Below are 21,444 nucleotides of genomic sequence, written 5' to 3' on the forward strand. Positions count from 1 at the left end.
GTCCGTGTGTGGAGGGCCGGGTGGATTCCGGCATGCTTGTGGCCATGACTGTTCACGTTCCTCAGTACGTCGACCTCCTCTGGCCAGCGCTTCAGGCTGCCATTGCTCTCGGTGGTTCGGCGTCCAACGAGGAACTCGACAGCGCCGTCGTTGAGCGAGAAGGACTTTCGTCCGACGTGCAGGGGGTGCTGCACGGTGACGGTCCGAGCACCGAGATCGAGTACCGCTTGGCGTGGGCCCGCACCTACCTCAAGGGGATGGGTCTGCTCACGAACAGCCGGCGCGGGGTGTGGAGCGTGACGGAGAAGGGCCGCGAGGTCGCCGAGAGCGAGATCCGCCCCCTGCACGCCGAGTTCTCCGCCGAGAACCGCAAGAAGAACGCCGCCCGCAAATCGGCGAAGGCGGCGTCCCGCCGCAACGACGAACCGGATGCCAACATCGCCGAGGCCGAGAACGACGCGGACTGGAAGGACCTCCTCCTCGACACGGTCCTGAAGATGTCGCCGCCCGCGTTCGAGCGGCTGACCCAGCGGTTACTGCGGGAGTCCGGGTTCTCGAGCGCGTCCGTCACCGGTCGCGGCGGCGACGGGGACATCGAGGGACTCGGCGTGTACCAGTTGTCGCTGCTCAGTTTCCCCGTGTTCTTCCAGTGCAAGCGTTACAGCGGCAGCGTCGGTGCGGGGGCGGTGCGCGATTTCCGCGGCGCGATGGCGGGCCGCGGCGAGAAGGGCCTGCTCATCACCACCGGAACCTTCACCGGTGACGCCCGCACGGAGTCCAAGAGGGACGGGGCGCCGCCGATCGACCTCATCGACGGCGACCGGCTGTGCGACCTGTTGAAGGAGCATTCACTGGGTGTCCAGACCACCACGCGCCTCGTCGAGGACGTCGAGGTCAGGTCCGATTACTTCCACTCGCTGGAGCCGAAATGATGAGCGCTGGGTCACCTACCCGGCGCCCGGACACTCTTTCCCGTTGCGGTATGGCCACGAAGCGATCACGCAGGCCCTGAAGCGGTGCCGACAGCGTCCTCTCGTGTGTAAAGAGGAAGTTAAATACACATGTCGCTGACGTGAAGACGATCGAGGGAAGTCGAAATGACGACCACGGCGCCGTGGCCGTTGAAGGGCCACAGGGCACGGCCGCCCGCCGGGATGCTCGCGGACCGTCGCTTCGGGATGCTCGTCGACCAGTTCTTCCGACTCTTCCACGACAGCAGCCAGGGCGGCGGCGCGCTGGCCGTCTATCTCCACGGTGAACCGGTCGTCGACGTGTGGGCGGGATGGGCCAGCCGCGACACGTTCTGGCAGGACGACACGGTCACCCTCACGTTCTCCACCGGCAAGGGCGTCGCGTCCACCGTGCTGCACCGTCTCGCGGGACGCGGGATCGTCGACTACGACACGCCGGTGGCGCAGTACTGGCCCGAGTTCGCCGCCGAGGGCAAGGACGAGATCACGGTGCGCGAACTGCTGTCGCACCGTGCCGGACTGCACCGGGTACGCGGGCTCGTGCCCGGACCACTGAGTCTGATGGACCATTCCCTGGTCAGCGCCGCACTGGCCGCGGCGACCCCGGATCAGCGGCGGCTGAAGGTCCCCGGCTATCACGCGGTGACGTTCGGCTCCCTCGTTGCCGAACTGACGTCCCGCGCGGCTGGGAAACCCTTCACGGAACTGGTGCGCACCGAGGTCGCCGAACCGCTCGGGGTGAAGGAGTTCTGGTACGAGGTGCCGCCGGCCGAGCGTGCCCGGATCGCGAGGACCTTCCCGCACATCAACCCGTTCGGCGTTCCGTGGGGTGCCACGTCGTTCGCGATGTCGCGGCTGCCCGGTCTGCGCAACGTGGCCGACGCCGGCATGCCCGCCGGTTTCGATGCCCTCGTCCGCAACCCCGCGATCCACGACAGCGTGATGCCCGGGTGGAACGGCGTGTTCAGCGCCCGCGCGCTGGCGCGGATGTACGGGGCGCTGGCGAACGGCGGAACGGTCGGCGGTGTGGAGTTCCTCCCACCGGACGTCGTGGCGCAGCTGAGTCAGGTGCAGACGACGGCCCGCGACTACGTCCTGGGCATTCCGATGAACTGGCGGCTCGGCTACCACGCGGGGATGGTGGCACGTCGCAGGCAGCCGTCGAATACTTTCGGGCACTACGGGTTGGGCGGGTCGGGTGCGTTCGCCGACGCCGACACCGGGCTGTCGATCGCCTTCGTCACCAACCGGCTCGGCAACATGCTGACCCCGATCGCCGATCTCCGCCTGCCGAAGCTCGGCTCGACGGCGCTCGCCGTCGCCGAGAAGCTGTAGCCGGGCGGCTCGCGCCGCTGGTGGACCAATTCGATGTCGACGCGCCGTTTTTCGATCGACGCGAGCCTCCGGTCTGGAGGGCGGGGTACCGGTAGCATCGGGTCCGTGACCGACGCGACCGCCAACACCAGCCGTCCTGATCGGTTGCGTGTCCTCGTCTACAGCGACGATGCGAACACCCGCCAGAAGGTCGTTCTGGCGCTGGGGACGCGTCCGCACCCCGACCTTCCGGAGTTGGAGTACGTCGAGGTGGCGACCGCGCCCGTGGTGATCCGGCAGATGGATGCCGGCGGTATCGACCTGGCCGTCCTGGACGGGGAGGCGGTGCCCGCGGGCGGGATGGGGATCGCGAAGCAGTTGAAGGACGAGATCGACGACTGCCCCCCGATCCTGGTGCTGACCGGCCGCCCAGACGACGCCTGGCTGGCCAGCTGGTCGCGGGCCGAGGCCGCGGTGCCTCACCCGCTCGACCCGATCCGGTTGTCCGAAGCGGTCATAGCGCTGCTGCGCACCCGCCTCTCAGCTTAGGCTCGCCTGACTCCGTTTCCCTCCGCGTGAAGGTGCATCGAGCGCCTGTGCCGCAGGGGTTTTCCGTGCTTCGAGATCGCCTGGAACTCGCACGGTCAAATCGACCGGGCCCGACGACTTCCCTTGTACGCTGTGGCATAACTCACAAGAGCGTAGCTTCGGAAACGACCGTCCGGGAATCGGGCGGACAGGCTCGGGAAGAGGGGAGCTGAGACGGCATGAATGTCTATGTGCCGATCCTCGTGCTCGGGGCGATTGCGGTCGCGTTCGCGGTCTTCTCCGTGATCGTGGCGAGGATCGTCGGTCCGAGGCGCTACAACCGTGCCAAGCTCGACGCCTACGAGTGCGGCATCGAGCCGACACTCTCGCCTCTGGGTGCCGGCCGCATCCCGGTGAAGTATTACCTGACGGCCATGCTCTTCATCATTTTCGACATCGAGATCGTGTTCCTCTATCCGTGGGCAGTTCACTTCGATGCTCTCGGTTTCTTCGGTCTCGGGGCCATGGCCCTGTTCATCTTCAACGTCTCCGTCGCCTACGCGTACGAGTGGCGGCGTGGCGGTCTCAGTTGGGACTGATCGGTCCCGTCAGCGATCCAAAAGCTAAGTCGGAAGAGAAGAGTCGGATATGGGCATCGAGGAGAAGCTGCCGAGCGGCTTCCTGCTGACCACGGTCGAGGGGCTCGCGGGCTATGTCCGCAAGGGCTCGCTGTGGCCGGCGAGTTTCGGGCTCGCCTGCTGTGCGATCGAGATGATGGCCACCGCCGGCGGACGCTTCGACATCGCCCGTTTCGGCATGGAGGCGTTCCGGGCGTCGCCGCGGCAGGCGGACCTGATGATCGTGGCGGGCCGGGTGAGTCAGAAGATGGCCCCGGTGCTGCGGCAGATCTACGACCAGATGGTGGAGCCGAAGTGGGTGCTGGCGATGGGTGTCTGCGCGTCGTCGGGCGGCATGTTCAACAACTACGCGATCGTGCAGGGCGTCGACCACATCGTGCCGGTGGACATCTATCTGCCCGGGTGCCCGCCGCGGCCGGAGATGCTGCTGAACGCGATCCTCACCTTGCACGAGAAGATCCAGCAGATGCCGCTCGGTGTTCACCGCGAGGAGGTGGCGCGTGCGGCGGAGCAGGCGGCGCTGGCCGCCACCCCCACCATCCAGATGAAGGGCCTTCTGAGATGACCGGCGCGGGCGAGGGAGTGAAGCGGACCGAGATTCAGCGACGGGGCCGTGTGGTGGTGTCGAGGGAGCGAAGCGAGCCGAGCAGAAGGTGCCGGGGCGGTGTGGTGGTGTCGAGGGAGCGAAGCGAGCCGAGCAGAAGGTGCCGGAGCCGTGCGGTCTGGACTGAGGAGCGAGGGAGCGTAGCGAGTGAGTGACGAGGGAAGACCGCACGACCAAGCTCCGGCACAAGCGAGCAAAGCGAGCCGAGTTACAGAACAGATCGGTGTGCGCAAGGGTTTGTTCGGGGTGCGGGGTAGTGGGGACACGTCGGGGTATGGGCGGTTGGTGCGTCCGGTGTTGTTGCCGGGGAGTACGCCGCGGCCGTTCGGGGGGTATTTCGATGATGTCGCGGATGGGTTGGGGGCGGCGTTGGCGGAGTCGGGTGTGGGTTTCGAGGTGGCGATCGAGTCGGTTGTGGTGTTTCGGGGTGAGGTGACGTTCGGGGTGCGGCGCGAGTTCTTGCCGTTGGTGGCGCGTGTGTTGCGTGATGAGCCGGATTTGCGGTTCGAGATGTGTCTGGGTGTGAATGGTGTGCATTTCCCGCAGGATGCGGGCCGGGAGTTGCATGCGGTGTATCCGTTGTTGTCGATTACGCACAATCGGCGGATTCGTTTGGAGGTGGCGGCACCGGATGCGGATCCGCACATCCCGTCGTTGTATGAGGTGTATCCGACGAATGATTGGCACGAGCGGGAGACGTACGACTTTTTCGGGATCGTGTTCGATGGTCATCCGTCGTTGACGCGGATCGAGATGCCGGATGACTGGCCGGGTCATCCGCAGCGGAAGGATTATCCGCTCGGCGGTATTCCGGTCGAGTACAAGGGCGCGGAGATCGCGCCGCCCGACGAACGGCGGGGGTACAACTGATGAGCGAGGACACGGTTTTCACTGTCGCGGGTCAGGACTGGGACGACGTTGTCGATGCGGTGAAGGCGTCGTCGGGTGGTGGGGGTTCGGAGGGCGGCGAGGAGCGGATCGTCGTCAATATGGGTCCGCAGCATCCGTCGACGCATGGGGTGTTGCGGCTCATCTTGGAAATCGAGGGTGAGACGGTCACGGAGGCCCGGTGCGGTATCGGTTATCTGCATACGGGTATCGAGAAGAACCTCGAGTATCGGACGTGGACGCAGGGCGTGACGTTTGTGACGCGGATGGATTACCTGTCGCCGTTCTTCAATGAGACGGCGTATTGCCTCGGTGTGGAGAAGTTGCTGGACATCACGGATGAGGTGCCGGAGCGGGCGAGTGTCATCCGGGTGATGTTGATGGAGCTCAACCGCATCTCTTCGCATCTGGTGGCGTTGGCCACGGGTGGTATGGAGTTGGGGGCGGTCACGGCGATGCTGTTCGGTTTCCGGGAGCGTGAGCTGGTTCTGGACGTGTTCGAGATGATCACGGGTCTCCGCATGAATCATGCGTATATCCGGCCGGGTGGTTTGTCGCAGGATCTGCCGGAGGGTGCGGTGGAGAAGGTGCGCGAGTTGCTCGCGTTGATGCCGGAACGGCTGCGGGACATGGAGAATCTGCTCAACGACAACCGCATCTGGAAGGGGCGTACGCAGGGCATCGGGTATCTGGACCTCACGGGGTGCATGGCGCTCGGTATCACGGGTCCGATGCTGCGGGCGACGGGTCTGCCGCACGATCTGCGGAAGTCGCAGCCGTATTGCGGTTACGAGAATTACGAGTTCGATGTCAGTACCGATACGGGGTGTGACGCGTACGGCCGCTATTTGATCCGGGTCGACGAGATGAAGGAGTCGCTGAAGATCGTCGAGCAGTGCCTCGACAAGTTGCGGCCGGGCCCGATCATGGCGGAGGACAAGAAGATCGCGTGGCCGGCGGATCTGACGTTGGGTCCCGACGGTCTGGGTAATTCGCCCGGGCACGTCCGCGAGATCATGGATTCTTCGATGGAGTCGCTGATCCATCACTTCAAGTTGGTGACGGAGGGTTTCCGGGTGCCGCCGGGTCAGGTGTATGTGGCAGTGGAGTCGCCGCGGGGTGAGCTCGGTGTGCACATGGTGAGCGATGGCGGCACCCGCCCGTTTCGGGTGCATTTCCGGGATCCGTCGTTCACGAACCTGCAGTCGGTTGCGGCCACGTGTGAGGGCGGCATGGTTGCGGATGTCATTGCGGCGGTTGCGAGTATCGATCCGGTGATGGGGGGCGTGGACCGATGACCGAGCAAGCAGCACCGAAGCAAACCCCCATCTTCATCGAGTTCGGCCCCCGGCCGGAGGAGAACGGGCTGTTGGTGCGGCCGGGTGCGCGTGAGGAGTATCCGCCGGAGGTCGGTGCGCGGCTGGACGCCGATGCCGACGTCGTCATCGGGCGTTACCCGAATTCGCGGTCCGCGCTGTTGCCGCTGCTGCATCTGGTGCAGGCGGAGGACGGGTGCATCACGCCGGCGGGGATCGAGTTCTGTGCCGGCCGGCTCGGGTTGACCGGCGCCGAGGTGGCTGCGGTGGCGACCTTCTATTCGATGTACCGGCGCGACCCGACGGGCGACTACTACGTCGGAGTGTGCACCAACACGTTGTGCGCGATCATGGGCGGCGACGCGATCCTCGCCGCGCTGGAGGAGCATCTCGACCTGCCGCACGGTGGCACGTCCGCGGACGGCAAGGTCACGCTGGAGCACATCGAGTGCAATGCGGCGTGCGATTACGCCCCGGTGGTGATGGTCAACTGGGAGTTCTTCGACAATCAGACCCCGGAGTCGGCTCGCTCACTCGTCGATTCCCTGCGTTCGGGGGAGCGGGTGTCGCCGAGCCGCGGTGCGGCGCTGTGCACTTTCCGGGAGACGGCCCGTATTCTCGCCGGGTTCCCCGACGAGCGTCCCGGTGCGCCGGCGGAGGGCGGCACCGCGGGCGACGCCACACTCGCCGGACTGCGTGTGGCGCACGAACGGGGCATGACGGCGCCGGATCCGGCGGAGACGTCGCTGATCCCGGAGCCGGCGTCGCGGAACACCGAGCCGATGGCGGCGGAATCGGCGAAGGACCAGCCGGCGCCTGCCCCGTCCGCGACGGTGCCCCCGGATCGGTCCACCTCGGAGACGGATCCGGCGGCCACCGACCCGGGTCGAAAGGGAGACTGACATGCCGCTGACCCCTGTACTGAGCCGCTACTGGGACGAGCCCGAGTCGTGGACCCTCGACACGTACCGTCGCCACGACGGGTACGAGGGCCTGCAGAAGGCGCTGCGCATGGACCCCGACGAGGTCATCTCGACCGTCAAGGAGGCCGGACTGCGGGGTCGTGGTGGGGCCGGGTTCCCGACCGGGATGAAGTGGTCGTTCATCCCGCAGGGCGACGCCAAGCCGCACTACCTCGTGGTCAACGCCGACGAGTCGGAACCGGGCACCTGCAAGGACATGCCGCTCATGCTGGCGACGCCCCACGCGCTCGTCGAGGGCGTCATCATCGCGGCGTACGCGATCCGCGCCGGGCACGCCTTCATCTATGTGCGCGGTGAGGTGGTACCGGTGCTGCGCCGACTGCAGGCCGCGGTCGCGGAGGCGTATGCGGCTGGCTACCTCGGCACGAACATCCTGGACAGCGGTTTCGACCTCGAACTGGTCGTGCACGCGGGTGCGGGGGCGTACATCTGCGGGGAGGAGACGGCGCTGCTCGATTCGCTGGAGGGTCGCCGCGGTCAGCCTCGGTTGCGTCCGCCGTTCCCCGCGGTGGCCGGTCTCTACGCGTCACCGACCGTCGTCAACAACGTGGAGTCGATTGCGAGCGTCCCGCCGATCATCGTGAACGGCATCGAGTGGTTCCGGTCGATGGGCAGCGAGAAGTCGCCCGGCTTCACCCTGTACTCCCTGTCCGGGCACGTGACGAAGCCCGGACAGTACGAGGCCCCGCTCGGAATCACCCTGCGGGAGTTGCTCGAGTACGCGGGCGGAGTCCGTGCCGGGCACCGGTTGAAGTTCTGGACTCCGGGCGGTTCCTCGACACCGATCTTCACCGACGAGCATCTCGACGTCGCCCTCGACTACGAGGGTGTGGGGGCCGCCGGGTCGATGCTGGGCACCAAGGCCCTGCAGATCTTCGACGAGACCACGTGCGTGGTGCGTGCCGTGCTGCGCTGGACCGAGTTCTATGCGCACGAGTCGTGTGGCAAGTGCACGCCCTGCCGGGAAGGCACCTATTGGCTGGTGCAGATCCTGGAGCGCCTCGAAAGGGGGGAGGGGACCGACGCCGATCTGGAGAAACTGCTCGACATTGCCGACAACATCCTCGGCAAGTCGTTCTGCGCTCTCGGTGACGGTGCGGCCAGCCCGATCATGTCTTCCATCAAGTACTTCCGCGACGAGTACCTCGCACACTTCGAGCAGGGCGGCTGCCCGTTCGACCCGCATCAGTCCACGCTCATGGCGGGAGTGCATGCATGAAGCCAGCGAGCGTAGCGAGCGATGTTTCGGCGCGGAGGCCGCGCGTTCTGGACCGAGGAGCGAGGGAGCGCAGCGAGTGAGCGATGAGGGAAGGGCGCGTGTGAAGGGCTCCGCGCCAGCGAGCGTAGCGAGCCATGATACGAGCCCTGACGCAGTGAGCGTTGTCATCGACGGTGTCGAGGTCAGTGTTCCCAAGGGCACGTTGGTGATTCGTGCCGCGGAGATGATCGGTATTCAGATCCCGCGGTTCTGCGACCACCCGTTGCTCGATCCGGTCGGCGCCTGCCGTCAGTGCCTCGTCGACGTGGAGGGGCAGCGCAAGCCGCTCGCTTCCTGCACCACGACGGTCACCGACGGCATGGTCGTCCGCACCCAGCTCACGTCGCCCGTCGCCGACAAGGCGCAGAAGGGTGTGATGGAGTTGCTGCTGATCAACCATCCCCTGGACTGCCCGGTGTGCGACAAGGGCGGCGAGTGCCCGCTGCAGAATCAGGCGATGTCCAACGGGCGCGCGGAGTCGCGCTTCGGGGAGGTCAAACGCACGTTCCCCAAACCGATTCCGCTGTCCACGGAGGTCCTGCTGGACCGCGAGCGGTGTGTGTTGTGCGCGCGGTGTACCCGGTTCTCCCAGCAGGTCGCCGGCGACCCGTTCATCGAACTCATGGAACGGGGCGCGCTGCAGCAGGTCGGGATCTACGCGAAGGAACCGTTCGAGTCGTACTTCTCCGGTAACACCGTCCAGATCTGCCCGGTGGGTGCGCTGACCGGTTCGGCGTACCGGTTCCGGGCCCGCCCGTTCGACCTGGTCTCCAGCCCCAGCGTCTGCGAGCACTGTGCGAGCGGGTGCGCCCAGCGCACCGACCACCGGCGGGGGAAGGTGCTGCGCCGGCTGGCGGGCGACGATCCCGAGGTCAACGAGGAGTGGAATTGCGACAAGGGGAGGTGGGCGTTCGCCTACGCCACCGAGCGGGACCGGATCACCGCCCCGCTGGTCCGCGGCGACGACGGCACGCTGGCACCCGCCTCCTGGTCCGAGGCCCTGGCCGTCGCGGCGCGGGGATTGGCCGCCGCGCGGGGCAACGCCGGTGTTCTCGTCGGGGGGCGGTCCACGTGGGAGGACGCCTACGCCTACGCGAAGTTCGCGCGAACAGCGCTCGGCACCAACGACATCGACTTCCGCAGTCGCGCGCACTCCGGCGAGGAGTCCGAATTCCTGGCGGCCCGGGTGGCGGGGCAGCGATTCGCGGTCACGTACGAGGATCTCGACGCCGCGCCGGTCGTCCTTCTCGCGGCGTTCGAGCCGGAGGAGGAATCACCGATCGTCTTTCTGCGGCTGCGCAAGGCCGTGCGGGCGAAGGCCGTTCCGGTCTACTCGATCGCGCCGTACACGTCCCGTGGCCTGGAGAAGATGTCCGGCCGGCTGCTGCGGTCCGCCCCGAATGCGGAGGCGGAAGTGCTCGACGGTCTCCGCACGGGTGATCTGGAGCCCGGTGTCACCGAGCTGCTGCGCAGGCCGGGTGCGGTCATCGTGGTCGGGGAGAGACTCGCCGGGGTGCCGGGGGCGCTGTCCGCGGCGGTGCGGCTGGCCGACGAGACCGGGGCCCGGCTGGCCTGGGTGCCGCGCCGGGCCGGCGAACGCGGCGCACTGGAGGCGGGCGCGCTGCCCGGACTGCTCCCGGGTGGCCGACCGGTGGCCGATCCGGAGGCGCGGCGGCAGGTCGCGTCCGTGTGGAACATCGCGGATCTGCCGGAGACGGCAGGCCGGGATACCGCGGGCATCCTCGCCGCGGCCGAGGCGAAGACGCTCGGGGCGCTCGTGATCGGCGGTGTCGAGGCCGACGATCTCCCCGACCCGCAGGCCGCGTTGGCCGCCGTCGAGTCGGCAGGTTTCGTGGTGAGTCTGGAACTGCGGCACAGTGCGATCAGCGAGCGCGCGGACGTGGTGTTCCCCATCGCACCGGTCATGGAGAAGCCGGGCACCTTCCTCGACTGGGAAGGGCGCGCACGCGATTTCGACGCCGCCCTCCGCGCCACCGGGTCGATGCCCGATCAGCGGGTGCTGCACGCGATCGCCGGCGAAATGGGTGTCTCGCTCGGTCTTCCGGACGCCGCGACCGCACGGCGCGAACTGGAGAGGCTCGGCGCCTGGGACGGAGAATTCCCGGATCCGCCCGGCCACCCGCACCCGCCGCGGCGGGAACCCGGGCCGGGGGAGGCGGTGCTCGCCACCTGGCGGATGCTGCTCGACTCGGGACGACTGCAGGACGGGGAACCGCACCTGGCGGGCACTGCCCGGACGCCGGTCGTGCGGATGTCCGCGGTCTCGGCGGCCGAGTCGGGTGCCGGTGACGGAGATCCGGTCACCGTGACGACGGAACGGGGCGCCGTCACGCTGCCGTTGGTGATCACCGACATGCCGGATCGAGTGGTGTGGCTGCCGCTCAACTCGCCCGGATCCGCTGTCTACCCGCAACTGGCTGCCCGGGCGGGGAGCGTCGTGAACGTCCGCCGCGCGGCCGGCACCAACGGGATCGTCCCGGGAGGTGCGCTGTGACGATCGAGGGCGTCTACCCCGACCCGGCTCTGTTCGGGCACGACCCGTGGTGGCTGGTGCTCGGCAAGGCCCTGGCCATCTTCGTGTTCCTCGTCCTCACCCCGCTTCTGACGATCCTGGCCGAACGCAAGGTCATGGCGTGGATGCAGATGCGCGTCGGCCCGAACCGGGTCGGCCCGCGGGGCATGCTGCAGAGCCTCGCCGACGGCATCAAGCTCGCACTGAAAGAGGGGATCGTCCCGAAGGGTGTGGACAAGCCGATCTACATCCTGGCGCCGGTCATCGCCGCGGTACCTGCGTTCATGGCGTTCGCCGTGATCCCGTTCGGGCCGGCGGTGTCGATCTTCGGGCACTACACGCCATTGCAGTTGACGGACCTCCCGGTGGCCGTCCTCTACGTCCTCGCGGCCACGTCGATCGGCGTCTACGGCATCGTGCTCGCCGGCTGGGCGTCCGGTTCCACGTACCCGTTGCTGGGAGGGCTGCGCTCGACGGCGCAGGTGATCTCGTACGAGATCGCGATGGCGTTGTCGTTCGCGGCAGTCTTCCTGGACGCCGGAACGATGTCCACGTCGGGCATCGTCGCCGCCCAGGAACACACCTGGTACGTCTTCCTGCTGCTGCCGTCGTTTCTCATCTACGTCACGTCGATGGTCGGCGAGACCAACCGGGCGCCGTTCGATCTGCCCGAGGCGGAAGGCGAACTGGTCGGCGGGTTCCACACCGAGTACTCCTCGCTAAGCTTCGCCATGTTCATGCTCGCCGAGTACGTGAACATGGTGACGGTCTCGGCGCTCGCCACCACGCTGTTCCTCGGCGGCTGGCATGCCCCGTTCCCGCTGAGCCTGTGGGACGGCGCGAATTCCGGCTGGTGGCCGGTGCTGTGGTTCACGCTGAAGGTCTGGGGCTTCCTGTTCGTGTTCGTCTGGCTGCGCGCCACGTTGCCCAGGCTGCGGTACGACCAGTTCATGGGTCTCGGCTGGAAGATCCTGATCCCGATCTCGCTGGTGTGGGTCATGATCGTCGCCACCGTCCGGGCCTTCCGCAACGAGGGATACGACGCCCGCTCGATCGCGCTCGTCGTCGCGGGCCTCGTCGTGGCCCTCGTCGTGGTGGTGCTGTTGTGGAAGCGGCTGCGCCCGGGCCGCGTCCCCGCGCCCGAGAAGCCGGTCGAGCCGCGGGGACGCGCCGAACTGTCCCCGGAGACACTCGAACCGTTCGACCCCATGGCCGGTGGATACCCGGTTCCGCCGATGCCGGGTCAGACGCTGCCTGCGTTCCGGCGCACCCCCGTCTCCGTCACCGGCGCACACTCCACCGGTCCCACCCAGGAGAACAGCGATGACTAAATTCCTCGGCCCCATAGCGGGTTTCGGCGTGACCTTCTCGACGATGTTCAAGAAATCGAATACGGAGTTCTACCCCGAGGAGAAGGTGCCGACGGCGCCCCGCTACCACGGCAGGCATCAGCTCAACCGTTACGCGGACGGACTGGAGAAGTGCATCGGGTGCGAACTGTGTGCCTGGGCGTGCCCCGCCGACGCCATCTACGTGGAGGGCGCCGACAACACCGACGAGGAACGCTTCTCGCCCGGCGAGCGGTACGGCCAGGTGTACCAGATCAACTACCTGCGCTGCATCGGGTGCGGGCTGTGCATCGAGGCGTGCCCGACGCGGGCGCTGACCATGACCAACGAGTACGAGATGGCCGACGACAACCGGGCCGGCCTGATCTACGAGAAGGACCGGCTGCTGGCCCCGCTCGAGCCCGGCATGGTCGAGTCGCCGCACCCGATGGCCCCGGGCGCCACCGCCGAGGACTATTACCGCGGCACCGTGACCGGGGGAGCGGCGGCTGCGGCGCAGGACGAGTCCGAGGTCGACGACACGGCGGGGGACAGGCCGTGATCGAGGGAGGAGAGCCGACGTGGTGAACACGATGCCGTCCGCGGTCCAACTGGTCGCGGAACCCTTCACCCAGACCTCGACGGGCGAGGGTGTGCAGTTCTGGGTCCTCGCGACCGTGGCGGTGATCGGCGCGCTCGGAGTGGTCAGCGCAACCAAGGCCGTCTACTCGGCGATCTTCCTAGCGACGACCATGATCATCCTCGCCGTGTTCTACATCGCCCAGGGCGCACTCTTCCTCGGCGTCGTACAGATCGTGGTGTACACCGGCGCGGTCATGATGCTGTTCCTGTTCGTGCTCATGCTCATCGGTGTCGATTCCTCCGAATCCCTCGTCGAGAACCTCCGCGGTCAGCGGGTAGCCGCGATCGCGGCCGGGCTGGGATTCGGTCTCCTGCTGATCGGCGGCATCGGCAGCGCGTCCGTCTCCGCGTTCACCGGTCTCGATCAGGCCAACGCCGCGGGCAACGTCGAGGGGCTGGCCGAACTCGTGTTCGTCCGGTACGTGTGGGCTTTCGAACTGACCGGTGCGTTGCTGATCACCGCGACCATCGGTGCGATGGTGCTGGCCCACCGGGAGCGTTTCGAGCGGCGGAAGGACCAGCGCGAGCTGTCCCAGGACCGCGTCCGGGAGGGGGCCCGGGTCACGCCGCTGCCCAGTCCGGGTGTGTACGCGCGGCACAACGCGGTCGACATACCGGCGTTGCTGCCCGACGGCACGTTCTCCGAGCTGTCCGTCAGCCGGTCGCTCGAACGGCGGCCGAGCCTGCCCGCTCGGGCGCTGGGCACCGCGGACGTCGCGACCCCCGACCCCGGTGCGACCGACGAGGGGGATCGGCGATGAACCCCGAGAACTACCTCTACCTGTCGGCGCTGCTGTTCACGATCGGCGCGGCCGGGGTGCTGATCCGGCGCAACGCGATCATCGTGTTCATGTGCATCGAACTGATGCTCAACGCCTCGAACCTGGCGTTCGTGACGTTCGCCCGGATGCACGGCAACCTCGACGGCCAGGTCTTCGCGTTCTTCACGATGGTCGTCGCGGCCGCCGAGGTCGTCGTCGGTCTGGCGATCATCATGACCATATTCCGTTCCCGCCGTTCGGCTTCCGTCGACGACGCCAACCTCCTCAAGAACTGACGGGTCCCCGATGACGCACATCCTCGAGAAGGTGACTTTGCCCGACGACGACGCCCCGATCGGCGGTGCGGCATGAGCGGAACGCTCTCGTCGGCCGTGTGGCTGCTGCCGGTTCTGCCCCTCCTCGGCGCCGCCGTGCTCCTGCTCGCGGGCCGCCGCAGCGACGCGTGGGGCCATCTCCTCGGCTGCGCGACGGCATTGGTCTCCTTCGCGCTCGGCGTCGTCTTCTTCGTCGACATGCTGGGCAGGGACGCCGCCGAGCGGGTCGTGCACCAGACCCTGTTCAGCTGGGTGCCGATAGGCGAACTCCAGGTGGATTTCGGTCTCCAACTCGACCAGCTGTCCGTGTGCTTCGTGCTGCTGATCACCGGGGTGGGTTCGCTGATCCACATCTACTCGGTCGGCTACATGGCGCACGATCCGGAGCGTAGGCGATTCTTCGCCTACCTCAACCTGTTCCTCGCGGCGATGCTGCTGCTGGTGCTGGCCGACAACTTCCTGGGCCTGTACGTCGGATGGGAGGGCGTCGGTCTCGCCTCGTACCTGCTCATCGGGTTCTGGCAGTACAAGCCGTCCGCGGCGGCGGCCGCGAAGAAGGCGTTCGTGGTCAACCGCGTCGGCGACATGGGCCTGGTCCTCGCGATCATGATCATGTTCTCGACTTTCGGCTCGATCGAATTCGCCGACGTGTTCACGCGTGCCGACGCCGCGAGCGAGGGGGTGCTCACCGCGATCGGGCTCGCGCTGCTGCTCGCCGCCTGCGGCAAATCGGCGCAGGTCCCGTTGCAGTCCTGGCTCGGTGACGCGATGGAGGGCCCGACACCGGTGTCGGCGCTCATCCACGCCGCGACGATGGTCACGGCGGGTGTGTATCTGATCGTCCGGTCCAACGCGATCTTCGACCTGGCCCCGAATGCCCAGCTCGCCGTCGTGATCGTCGGTGCGGTGACCCTGCTGTTCGGCGCGATCATCGGCTGCGCGAAAGACGACATCAAGAAGGCGCTGGCGGCATCCACGATGAGCCAGATCGGGTACATGGTGCTGGCCGCCGGTCTGGGACCGGCCGGATACGCGTTCGCGATCATGCTGCTGCTCACCCACGGCTTCTTCAAAGCCGGCCTGTTCCTCGGCGCAGGCTCGGTGATGCACGGCATGAACGACGAGGTGAACATGCGCCGCTACGGCGGTCTGCGCACCGTCATGCCGATCACGTTCGTCACGTTCGGGCTGGGATACCTGGCCATCATCGGGATTCCGCCGTTCTCCGGCTTCTTCTCCAAGGACAAGATCATCGAAGCGGCGTTCGCCGCCGAGGGCGTTCAGGGCGTCGTCCTCGGAACGGTCACGCTGCTCGGCGCGGGACTCACCGCCTTCTACATGACCAGGGTGATGCTGATGACCTTCTTCGGACAACCGCGGTGGGCTTCCGGGGCGGGCGAGGGGAAGGGGGATGTTCCCGTCGCCGACCCACACGAATCGCCAGGGGTGATGACGGTACCGATGATCCTGCTGGCGGTGGGCTCGGTCGCCGCCGGCGCCCTACTCGCCGTCGGCTCCTCCCTGCAGCACTGGCTGGAACCGGTGGTCGGCGCCCACCACGGCGAGCCCGTCCTGCCCGTGTGGGCGATCACCGCACTCACGCTGGTGGTGGTGCTCGCGGGAGTCGCGGTGGCCTACCGGCAGTACGCCCGGCAGCCGATCCCCGAGGTCGCGCCGGCCGACGTCACCGCGTTCACTGTCGCGGCCAGGAAGGACCTGTACGGCGACGCGTTCAACGAGGCGGCGCTGATGCGTCCCGGGCAGGAACTGACGCGAACACTCGTCACCGTCGACGGAAGCGGAGTCGACGGTGCCGTCAACGGGTTCGCCGCGCTCGTCGGCGGAACGTCGATGCGGGTGCGGCGTCTGCAGACCGGGTTCGTCCGGTCGTACGCGCTGTTCATGTTCGCGGGGGCGGCCCTTCTGGTCGCCACGATGCTGGTGAGGCTGTGGTGAGCGGCTTCCCGTGGCTGACCGCCCTCTGGGTGCTGCCACTCGTCGGCGCCGGTGTGGTCCTGGCATTGCCCGTCCACAAGCGCGCGCTCGCGAAATCCGTCGCCGTGGGCGTGTCCGTGGTGGTGCTGTGCCTGGCCGTCGTGCTGGCGATCCGGTTCGATCCGACCGGCGAGCAGTACCAGTTCGTGGAATCCCACGCGTGGATCCCGGCGTTCGGCACCCGGTACATCCTGGGCCTGGACGGCATCGCGCTCGTCCTGGTGCTCCTCACCACCATTCTGGTGCCGCTGCTGCTGCTGGCGGGGTGGAACGACGGTGACACCGCACCCGACTACGGGCAGCGGCGGATGGCACACACGTACGTGGCGCTGACGCTGATGGTCGAGGCGATGGTGATCGTGTCGTTCGCCGCCCTCGACGTCCTGCTCTTCTACATCTTCTTCGAGGCCATGCTCATCCCGATGTACTTCCTGATCGGAGGATTCGGCGGGGTGGGGAGGACGTACGCCGCGGTGAAGTTCCTGCTCTACAACCTGTTCGGCGGCCTGATCATGCTGGCCGCGGTCATCGGGGTGTACGTGGTGACGGCGCGCCAGGACGCCTTCGGCGGCGGCACCTTCGACTTCCGGGTGATCGTCGCCGAAGGGCTGGACGCGGACCCCGGCGTGCTGAAGGCACTGTTCCTCGGTTTCATGTTCGCGTTCGCGGTCAAGGCGCCGTTGTGGCCGTTCCACACGTGGCTGCCGGGCGCCGCGGTGGAAGCCACCCCTGCGAGCGCGGTGCTCATGATGGCCGTCGTCGACAAGGTCGGGACGTTCGGCATGCTGCGGTACTGCCTTCAGATGTTCCCCGAGGCGTCCGCGTACTTCGCGCCGTTCGTCACGGTGCTGGCGGTGATCGGAATCATCTACGGCGCGGTACTGGCCATCGGTCAGACCGACGTGATGCGACTGATCGCCTACACGTCGATCTCGCACTTCGGGTTCATCATTCTCGGCATCTTCGCCATGACGAGCCAGGGACAGGCCGGTTCGACGCTGTACATGGTCAACCACGGCATCTCGACCGCGGCGCTGTTCCTGATCGCCGGGTTCCTGGTGTCGCGGCGCGGCACCCGCCTCATCGCCGACTACGGCGGCGTGCAGAAGGTCGCGCCGGTGATGGCAGGGACGTTCCTCGTGGCGGGCCTCGCGACGCTGTCGCTGCCGGGCCTGGCACCGTTCATCAGCGAGTTCCTCGTCCTGGTCGGCACGTTCTCGCGCTACCAGATCGCCGCCGTGGTCGCGACTTTCGCGCTCGTCCTCGCCGCGATCTACGTGCTGTGGCTCTACCAGCGGATGATGACCGGGCCGCTGAAGGAGGGCAACGAGACCGTCCGCGACCTCGTGCGCCGTGAGATCGCGGTCGTGGCGCCGCTGATCGCCCTGCTGCTCGTCCTCGGCGTCTACCCCAAACCCGTGCTGGATGTCATCACCCCCGCGGTGAGCCACGTCCTCGTCACCGTCGGTCAGCACGATCCTGCACCTACCGTCGCCGGGCAGGACCCACAGGGAGGCACACACCGATGAGTACCTCCGACTTCGTACTCGCCCAGTCCACGACGCTGCGCGCGCCGGACATCGAATACGGTCAGCTGGCACCCATGTTGATCGTGTTCGGCGTGGCTGTCGCCGGTGTGCTCGTCGAGGCGTTCCTGCCCCGGCGTGGCCGCTACTCGAGCCATCTCGTCCTCGCGCTCGGAGGACTCACCGCCGCGTTCGTGGCCGTCGTCATGCTCGCCGGGACCCGCGACTCCACCGTCGCGGGCGCGGTGGCCGTCGACGGTCCGACGCTGTTCCTCCAGGGAACGATCCTGCTGATCTCGATACCCGCGATCCTGCTGATCGCCGAGCGGAGCGTCGACAGTGGGGTCCGAGTGGCGACCGCGGAGGTCACGGCCGCGACCGCCGAGCCGGAAGGCGGAACCGACGCCTTCACCCCGCAGGCGTTCGCCGTCCCCGGCAGCGTCGCCGAACGGGAGGCCACCAAGAACGCCCCCGGGCATACCGAGGTCTTTCCCCTCGCCCTGTTCGCGGTCGGCGGGATGCTCCTGTTCCCGGCGTCCAACGATCTCCTCACCATGTTCGTGGCACTCGAAGTGCTCTCGCTGCCGCTGTACCTGCTGTGCGGGCTGGCGCGGCGTCGCCGTCTCCTGTCGCAGGAGGCGGCCCTCAAATACTTTCTGCTCGGGGCGTTCTCGTCGGCGTTCTTCCTGTTCGGTGTGGCGTTGCTGTACGGCTACGCGGGCACCGTCGAGTTGCCGCGGATCGCGGACGCGCTCGCCCGGGGCACCGACGACAAGACGCTGGCGCTGATCGGTACCGCGCTCCTGTCGGTGGGCTTGTTGTTCAAGATCGGCGCCGTCCCGTTCCACTCGTGGATTCCCGACGTCTATCAGGGTGCGCCCACTCCGATCACCGCCTTCATGGCGGCGGCCACCAAGGTCGCGGCTGTCGGTGCGATGCTGCGCATCTTCTACGTGGCTCTGCCCGACCTGCGCGCGGACTGGCGGCCCGTGATGTGGGGCGTCGCCATCCTCACCATGGTGGTCGGTGCGGTCATGGCGGTCACGCAGAACGACGTCAAGCGGATGCTCGCGTACTCGTCGGTCGCGCACGCCGGGTTCATCCTCACCGGTCTGATCGCGGCCAACCGGGCGGGTCTGTCGTCCACGATGTTCTACCTCCTGGCGTACGGATTCAGCACGCTCGGCGCATTCGCCGTCGTCACCCTGGTGCGGGACAGCCGGGGCGAGGCGACGGACCTGTCGCGCTGGGCGGGGCTGGGGCGGCGTTCGCCACTGGTCGGCGGGGTCTTTGCACTGTTCCTGCTCGCATTCGCCGGAATCCCGCTGACGAGTGGGTTCGTCAGCAAGTTCGCGGTCTTCCAGGCCGCCATCGAGGGCGGTGCCGTTCCGCTCGTCCTCGTCGGTGTCGTCAGCAGCGCGATCGCGGCGTTTTTCTACGTCCGCGTCATCGTCCTGATGTTCTTCTCGGAGCCGCAGAGCGACGCCCCGACGATCGTGGTGCCCAGCATGTTCACCGCCGCGGCCATCGCGGTCGGTGTGGTGGTGACGGTGGTGCTCGGAATACTGCCGCAGGGGGCACTCGATCTGGCGGACCAGGCTGCGGTGTTCTTCCGCTGACGGGTTGCGCCGCCCGGTTCGGCGCGGGTCACGAGTGTCCGATGTGACGGATGTCGTCCAAGTGGCTGGCGGGACCCGTGTGAGTGTGGTGGAATGCAAACCGGACAACATACCGACTGAGCGAGAGTGAATGTCGGAGACACGCCGGAGCGCGACCGATCGGATATGGGGGCCACAGTGCAGATTTCTCGGAGAGACCTGTTCCGGTACGCGGCAGCGGGATCCGCCGTGGCCGGGATCGCGGCGCTCACGTCCACCACGTCCTCGGTCGCCGTCGCGAAGGCGGACAGTCTCGGCATCCTGATCGATTACGCCGGTGGGGTGCCGTCGGCGGACGCCATCCTCGAGGCCGGTTATGCCGGTGCCATCCGCTACGTGTCCGACCGCCGTCCCGGCGCCGAGTGGATGGAAGGCAAGCCGATGCTCGCCGACGAGGCGCAGGCGTTGCTCGACGCGGGACTGTCGGTCGTCTCGTGCTATCAGTTCGGCAAGGGGCCGACGGCCGATTGGCGTGGCGGTCTCGAGGCGGGTAAGCGGCACGCGGAGCGCGGGCTCGAATTGCATCTCGCCGCAGGCGGTTCCGAGGATCGACCCATCTACGCGTCCATCGACGACAATCCCACGCCGGCCGATTTCCTCACCATGATCGCCCCGTACCTCGCCGGGTGGGAGTCGGTGGTCGGCAAGGCGAACACCGGCATCTACGCCAACTCGAAGACGCTGGATCTGGCGGTGCTCGCCGGGCTCGGGTCGTGGTACTGGCAGCACGACTGGGGCACCCCCGAGGGGTATGTCCACCCGTCGGCGCACCTGCACCAGTACGAGATCGACGCGAGCAGCGTCGACGGGGTCGGCATCGATCTCAATGACATCCTCGAGCCCGACTATGGCCAGTGGTGACCGGCTAGGCCGCCGGTTGCCCGCCCATCCGGGTGAGCCATTCCCGGGCGTCGTCGGGTAGTGTGCCGGCGGCTTCCGCTGCGCGGCACCACTTCTTGGCCGCGGCGAGGAAATTCATCGGGTTGTACGCGTCTTCCTCGCGTGACCACAGGTTGTCGCCGGCGTAGTGCAGGATCGTGATGTTCGCTGCGGCGTGCTCCGAACCGTCGCCGGGATCCTCCATGGGGTTGTCGATCTCGCAGATGACCCATCCGCGGTCCTCGTCGATCACGTACCAGTTCGCCGGGAATGCGGTCATCCGGCTTCCGGGGAAGGCCGACATGGTGCGCGTGACCCATTTCCGAATGGCCTCGCGTCCGTCGAAGTCTCCGAAGGCGTGCTCGACGTACGTGGCGTCTTCCGTGAAGAGGTCGGCGAAGCCGTTCCAGTCTCCGAGTTCGACGCAGCGGCTGACGGTTCGCTGGTAGTGCGCGAAGGCCTCTTCGAGCTCGGCACGACTCCACGGCATGTGTGCATCCCCTTCTCTCGCCCGGCACCCGAGTGAGCGCCTCCGGAAATAAGAACACGTTTCAGTTCGTGGGTGGGGCATTTTCCGGTGGGTGGGACGGCGTGAAACGCTCCTCGGCGCAACTCCGATTACCTGTTGTCACTCTTTTCACTCTGGAACCTGGAGGTTTTCCCATGGAGCTGCTCGTCAATTTCGTGTACACCGTCGCCTCGGTCCTCTATACCGCGCTGTTCGTGAACGGATCCTGATCTGGATGTGCACACTACACACCTTGTGTATGGCGCACAGTAATGCCTCGGGCAGAATGACGGTAACTAGTGGAGGTGTCGGTGTCCGAACGCGACGAGGTGGCGGCTGCTGTCGAGAACGAATTGACATTGCTGTCGCGCTATCACGCCCATGCGCAACGGGCGGGATTCCAACTCGACCGTTCCGCCTACCTCCTCCTCGGGCGCCTGGAACTGGAACATCCGCTCAGCCTGAAACAGCTCGCCGAAGCCTTCCGGCTCGACATCTCGACGATCAACCGGCAGATCGGCGCCTTGCTGAAGCGTGGCCTCGTCGAACGCGTCCCCGACCCGGACGGGGGAATGGCCCGCAAGGTCGAGGCCACCGCGCTGGGGCTCGAACAGCTTCACGCCGACCGGGCGCTGGGCCGAAAAGGCGTAGAGCGCATCATCGCCGAGTGGAGCGACCACGACCGGGGCGAGCTGCGCCGGTTGCTGACGAAGTTCAACGGCGAAATCGAGAAGTACGACGGCAACTCCTGGCCGCGCACCGGGCGGACGCCCTGATCT

General features: G+C 67.2%; 20 protein-coding genes. 19 read left to right on the forward strand and 1 reads right to left on the reverse strand.

What is annotated here, in order from left to right:
• Window positions 1–32: 32 nt before the first annotated feature.
• The 18 genes from RHA1_RS28850 to RHA1_RS28935 all read left to right on the forward strand — a co-directional run bounded on the left by RHA1_RS28850 (window position 33) and on the right by RHA1_RS28935 (window position 20,139).
• Entirely contained in the window at window positions 33–932 is a 900-nt protein-coding gene (locus tag RHA1_RS28850) for a restriction endonuclease (RefSeq protein ID WP_011597993.1), read from the forward strand.
• A 165-nt stretch (window positions 933–1,097) separates the two neighbouring features.
• Entirely contained in the window at window positions 1,098–2,306 is a 1,209-nt protein-coding gene (locus tag RHA1_RS28855; RefSeq protein WP_011597994.1) for a serine hydrolase domain-containing protein, read from the forward strand.
• 105 nt (window positions 2,307–2,411) lie between these two features.
• Window positions 2,412–2,834, forward strand: coding sequence for an Rv3143 family two-component system response regulator (locus tag RHA1_RS28860; protein WP_029539495.1), 423 nt, complete (start codon window positions 2,412–2,414; stop codon window positions 2,832–2,834).
• Between the two features lie 218 nt (window positions 2,835–3,052).
• A complete protein-coding gene (locus tag RHA1_RS28865; protein WP_005239104.1) occupies window positions 3,053–3,412 on the forward strand; it encodes an NADH-quinone oxidoreductase subunit A in 360 nt (119 codons plus the stop codon).
• 49 nt (window positions 3,413–3,461) lie between these two features.
• On the forward strand, window positions 3,462–4,016 hold the full coding sequence (locus RHA1_RS28870) for a NuoB/complex I 20 kDa subunit family protein (RefSeq protein WP_005239105.1): 555 nt from the start codon (window positions 3,462–3,464) through the stop codon (window positions 4,014–4,016).
• Window positions 4,017–4,202: 186 nt separating this feature from the next.
• A complete protein-coding gene (locus RHA1_RS28875; RefSeq protein ID WP_011597996.1) occupies window positions 4,203–4,925 on the forward strand; it encodes an NADH-quinone oxidoreductase subunit C in 723 nt (240 codons plus the stop codon).
• On the forward strand, window positions 4,925–6,241 hold the full coding sequence (gene nuoD / locus RHA1_RS28880; RefSeq protein WP_011597997.1) for an NADH dehydrogenase (quinone) subunit D: 1,317 nt from the start codon (window positions 4,925–4,927) through the stop codon (window positions 6,239–6,241). The genes RHA1_RS28875 and nuoD overlap by 1 nt, the downstream gene beginning before the upstream one ends.
• Window positions 6,238–7,161, forward strand: a complete 924-nt coding sequence (nuoE, locus tag RHA1_RS28885) for an NADH-quinone oxidoreductase subunit NuoE (RefSeq protein WP_011597998.1) — start codon at window positions 6,238–6,240, stop codon at window positions 7,159–7,161. The genes nuoD and nuoE overlap by 4 nt, the downstream gene beginning before the upstream one ends.
• A gap of 1 nt (window position 7,162) precedes the next feature.
• Window positions 7,163–8,461: an NADH-quinone oxidoreductase subunit NuoF gene (gene nuoF / locus RHA1_RS28890; protein ID WP_009479165.1), complete on the forward strand. Its 1,299-nt coding sequence runs from the start codon at window positions 7,163–7,165 to the stop codon at window positions 8,459–8,461.
• 76 nt (window positions 8,462–8,537) lie between these two features.
• Window positions 8,538–11,015: an NADH-quinone oxidoreductase subunit G gene (locus tag RHA1_RS28895; RefSeq protein ID WP_011597999.1), complete on the forward strand. Its 2,478-nt coding sequence runs from the start codon at window positions 8,538–8,540 to the stop codon at window positions 11,013–11,015.
• Window positions 11,012–12,364 carry an NADH-quinone oxidoreductase subunit NuoH gene (gene nuoH, locus RHA1_RS28900; RefSeq protein WP_009479167.1) on the forward strand — a complete coding sequence of 451 codons (1,353 nt, stop codon included), beginning with the start codon at window positions 11,012–11,014 and terminating at the stop codon, window positions 12,362–12,364. Before RHA1_RS28895 ends, nuoH begins: the two co-directional genes overlap by 4 nt.
• The gene (nuoI, locus tag RHA1_RS28905) at window positions 12,357–12,923 is read left to right on the forward strand and encodes an NADH-quinone oxidoreductase subunit NuoI (RefSeq protein ID WP_011598000.1); all 567 of its coding nucleotides are present in this window, start codon (window positions 12,357–12,359) and stop codon (window positions 12,921–12,923) included. The genes nuoH and nuoI overlap by 8 nt, the downstream gene beginning before the upstream one ends.
• Before the next feature lie 31 nt (window positions 12,924–12,954).
• Window positions 12,955–13,764, forward strand: a complete 810-nt coding sequence (locus RHA1_RS28910) for an NADH-quinone oxidoreductase subunit J (RefSeq protein ID WP_011598001.1) — start codon at window positions 12,955–12,957, stop codon at window positions 13,762–13,764.
• Window positions 13,761–14,060: an NADH-quinone oxidoreductase subunit NuoK gene (gene nuoK / locus RHA1_RS28915; RefSeq protein WP_005239116.1), complete on the forward strand. Its 300-nt coding sequence runs from the start codon at window positions 13,761–13,763 to the stop codon at window positions 14,058–14,060. The genes RHA1_RS28910 and nuoK overlap by 4 nt, the downstream gene beginning before the upstream one ends.
• Window positions 14,061–14,132: 72 nt before the next feature.
• Window positions 14,133–16,055 (forward strand): NADH-quinone oxidoreductase subunit L, encoded by a 1,923-nt coding sequence (nuoL, locus tag RHA1_RS28920; protein WP_011598002.1) that lies wholly within the window; start codon window positions 14,133–14,135, stop codon window positions 16,053–16,055.
• Window positions 16,052–17,623 (forward strand): NADH-quinone oxidoreductase subunit M, encoded by a 1,572-nt coding sequence (locus RHA1_RS28925; protein ID WP_011598003.1) that lies wholly within the window; start codon window positions 16,052–16,054, stop codon window positions 17,621–17,623. Before nuoL ends, RHA1_RS28925 begins: the two co-directional genes overlap by 4 nt.
• Window positions 17,620–19,239 (forward strand): NADH-quinone oxidoreductase subunit NuoN, encoded by a 1,620-nt coding sequence (nuoN, locus tag RHA1_RS28930; protein ID WP_011598004.1) that lies wholly within the window; start codon window positions 17,620–17,622, stop codon window positions 19,237–19,239. The genes RHA1_RS28925 and nuoN overlap by 4 nt, the downstream gene beginning before the upstream one ends.
• A gap of 165 nt (window positions 19,240–19,404) precedes the next feature.
• Window positions 19,405–20,139, forward strand: coding sequence for a DUF1906 domain-containing protein (locus RHA1_RS28935; protein ID WP_016883331.1), 735 nt, complete (start codon window positions 19,405–19,407; stop codon window positions 20,137–20,139).
• Window positions 20,140–20,143: 4 nt separating this feature from the next.
• Here the strand turns inward: RHA1_RS28935 and RHA1_RS28940 are convergent, their stop codons facing one another.
• Window positions 20,144–20,647: a nuclear transport factor 2 family protein gene (locus tag RHA1_RS28940; protein WP_011598006.1), complete on the reverse strand. Its 504-nt coding sequence runs from the start codon at window positions 20,645–20,647 to the stop codon at window positions 20,144–20,146.
• A 323-nt stretch (window positions 20,648–20,970) separates the two neighbouring features.
• Between RHA1_RS28940 and RHA1_RS28950 the strand changes: the two genes are divergently transcribed.
• Window positions 20,971–21,441, forward strand: coding sequence for a MarR family winged helix-turn-helix transcriptional regulator (locus RHA1_RS28950; protein WP_016883330.1), 471 nt, complete (start codon window positions 20,971–20,973; stop codon window positions 21,439–21,441).
• The last annotated feature ends 3 nt before the right edge of the window (window positions 21,442–21,444 follow it).

It is taken from the genome of Rhodococcus jostii RHA1, from assembly GCF_000014565.1.
In the GTDB taxonomy this organism is placed as follows: Bacteria; Actinomycetota; Actinomycetes; order Mycobacteriales; family Mycobacteriaceae; genus Rhodococcus_F; species Rhodococcus_F jostii_A.

Excerpts from the sequence above, each read along its gene's own strand:
- nuoL (WP_011598002.1), top strand. The coding sequence starts at position 14,133 with ATGAGCGGAACGCTCTCGTCGGCCGTGTGGCTGCTGCCGGTTCTGCCC.
- RHA1_RS28855 (WP_011597994.1), top strand. The coding sequence starts at position 1,098 with ATGACGACCACGGCGCCGTGGCCGTTGAAGGGCCACAGGGCACGGCCG.
- RHA1_RS28865 (WP_005239104.1), top strand. The coding sequence starts at position 3,053 with ATGAATGTCTATGTGCCGATCCTCGTGCTCGGGGCGATTGCGGTCGCG.
- nuoD (WP_011597997.1), top strand. The coding sequence starts at position 4,925 with ATGAGCGAGGACACGGTTTTCACTGTCGCGGGTCAGGACTGGGACGAC.
- nuoF (WP_009479165.1), top strand. The coding sequence starts at position 7,163 with ATGCCGCTGACCCCTGTACTGAGCCGCTACTGGGACGAGCCCGAGTCG.
- nuoK (WP_005239116.1), top strand. The coding sequence starts at position 13,761 with ATGAACCCCGAGAACTACCTCTACCTGTCGGCGCTGCTGTTCACGATC.
- RHA1_RS28870 (WP_005239105.1), top strand. The coding sequence starts at position 3,462 with ATGGGCATCGAGGAGAAGCTGCCGAGCGGCTTCCTGCTGACCACGGTC.
- nuoI (WP_011598000.1), top strand. The coding sequence starts at position 12,357 with ATGACTAAATTCCTCGGCCCCATAGCGGGTTTCGGCGTGACCTTCTCG.
- RHA1_RS28910 (WP_011598001.1), top strand. The coding sequence starts at position 12,955 with ATGCCGTCCGCGGTCCAACTGGTCGCGGAACCCTTCACCCAGACCTCG.
- RHA1_RS28850 (WP_011597993.1), top strand. The coding sequence starts at position 33 with ATGCTTGTGGCCATGACTGTTCACGTTCCTCAGTACGTCGACCTCCTC.
- RHA1_RS28940 (WP_011598006.1), bottom strand. The coding sequence starts at position 20,647 with ATGCCGTGGAGTCGTGCCGAGCTCGAAGAGGCCTTCGCGCACTACCAG.
- RHA1_RS28935 (WP_016883331.1), top strand. The coding sequence starts at position 19,405 with ATGGGGGCCACAGTGCAGATTTCTCGGAGAGACCTGTTCCGGTACGCG.
- nuoE (WP_011597998.1), top strand. The coding sequence starts at position 6,238 with ATGACCGAGCAAGCAGCACCGAAGCAAACCCCCATCTTCATCGAGTTC.
- nuoN (WP_011598004.1), top strand. The coding sequence starts at position 17,620 with ATGAGTACCTCCGACTTCGTACTCGCCCAGTCCACGACGCTGCGCGCG.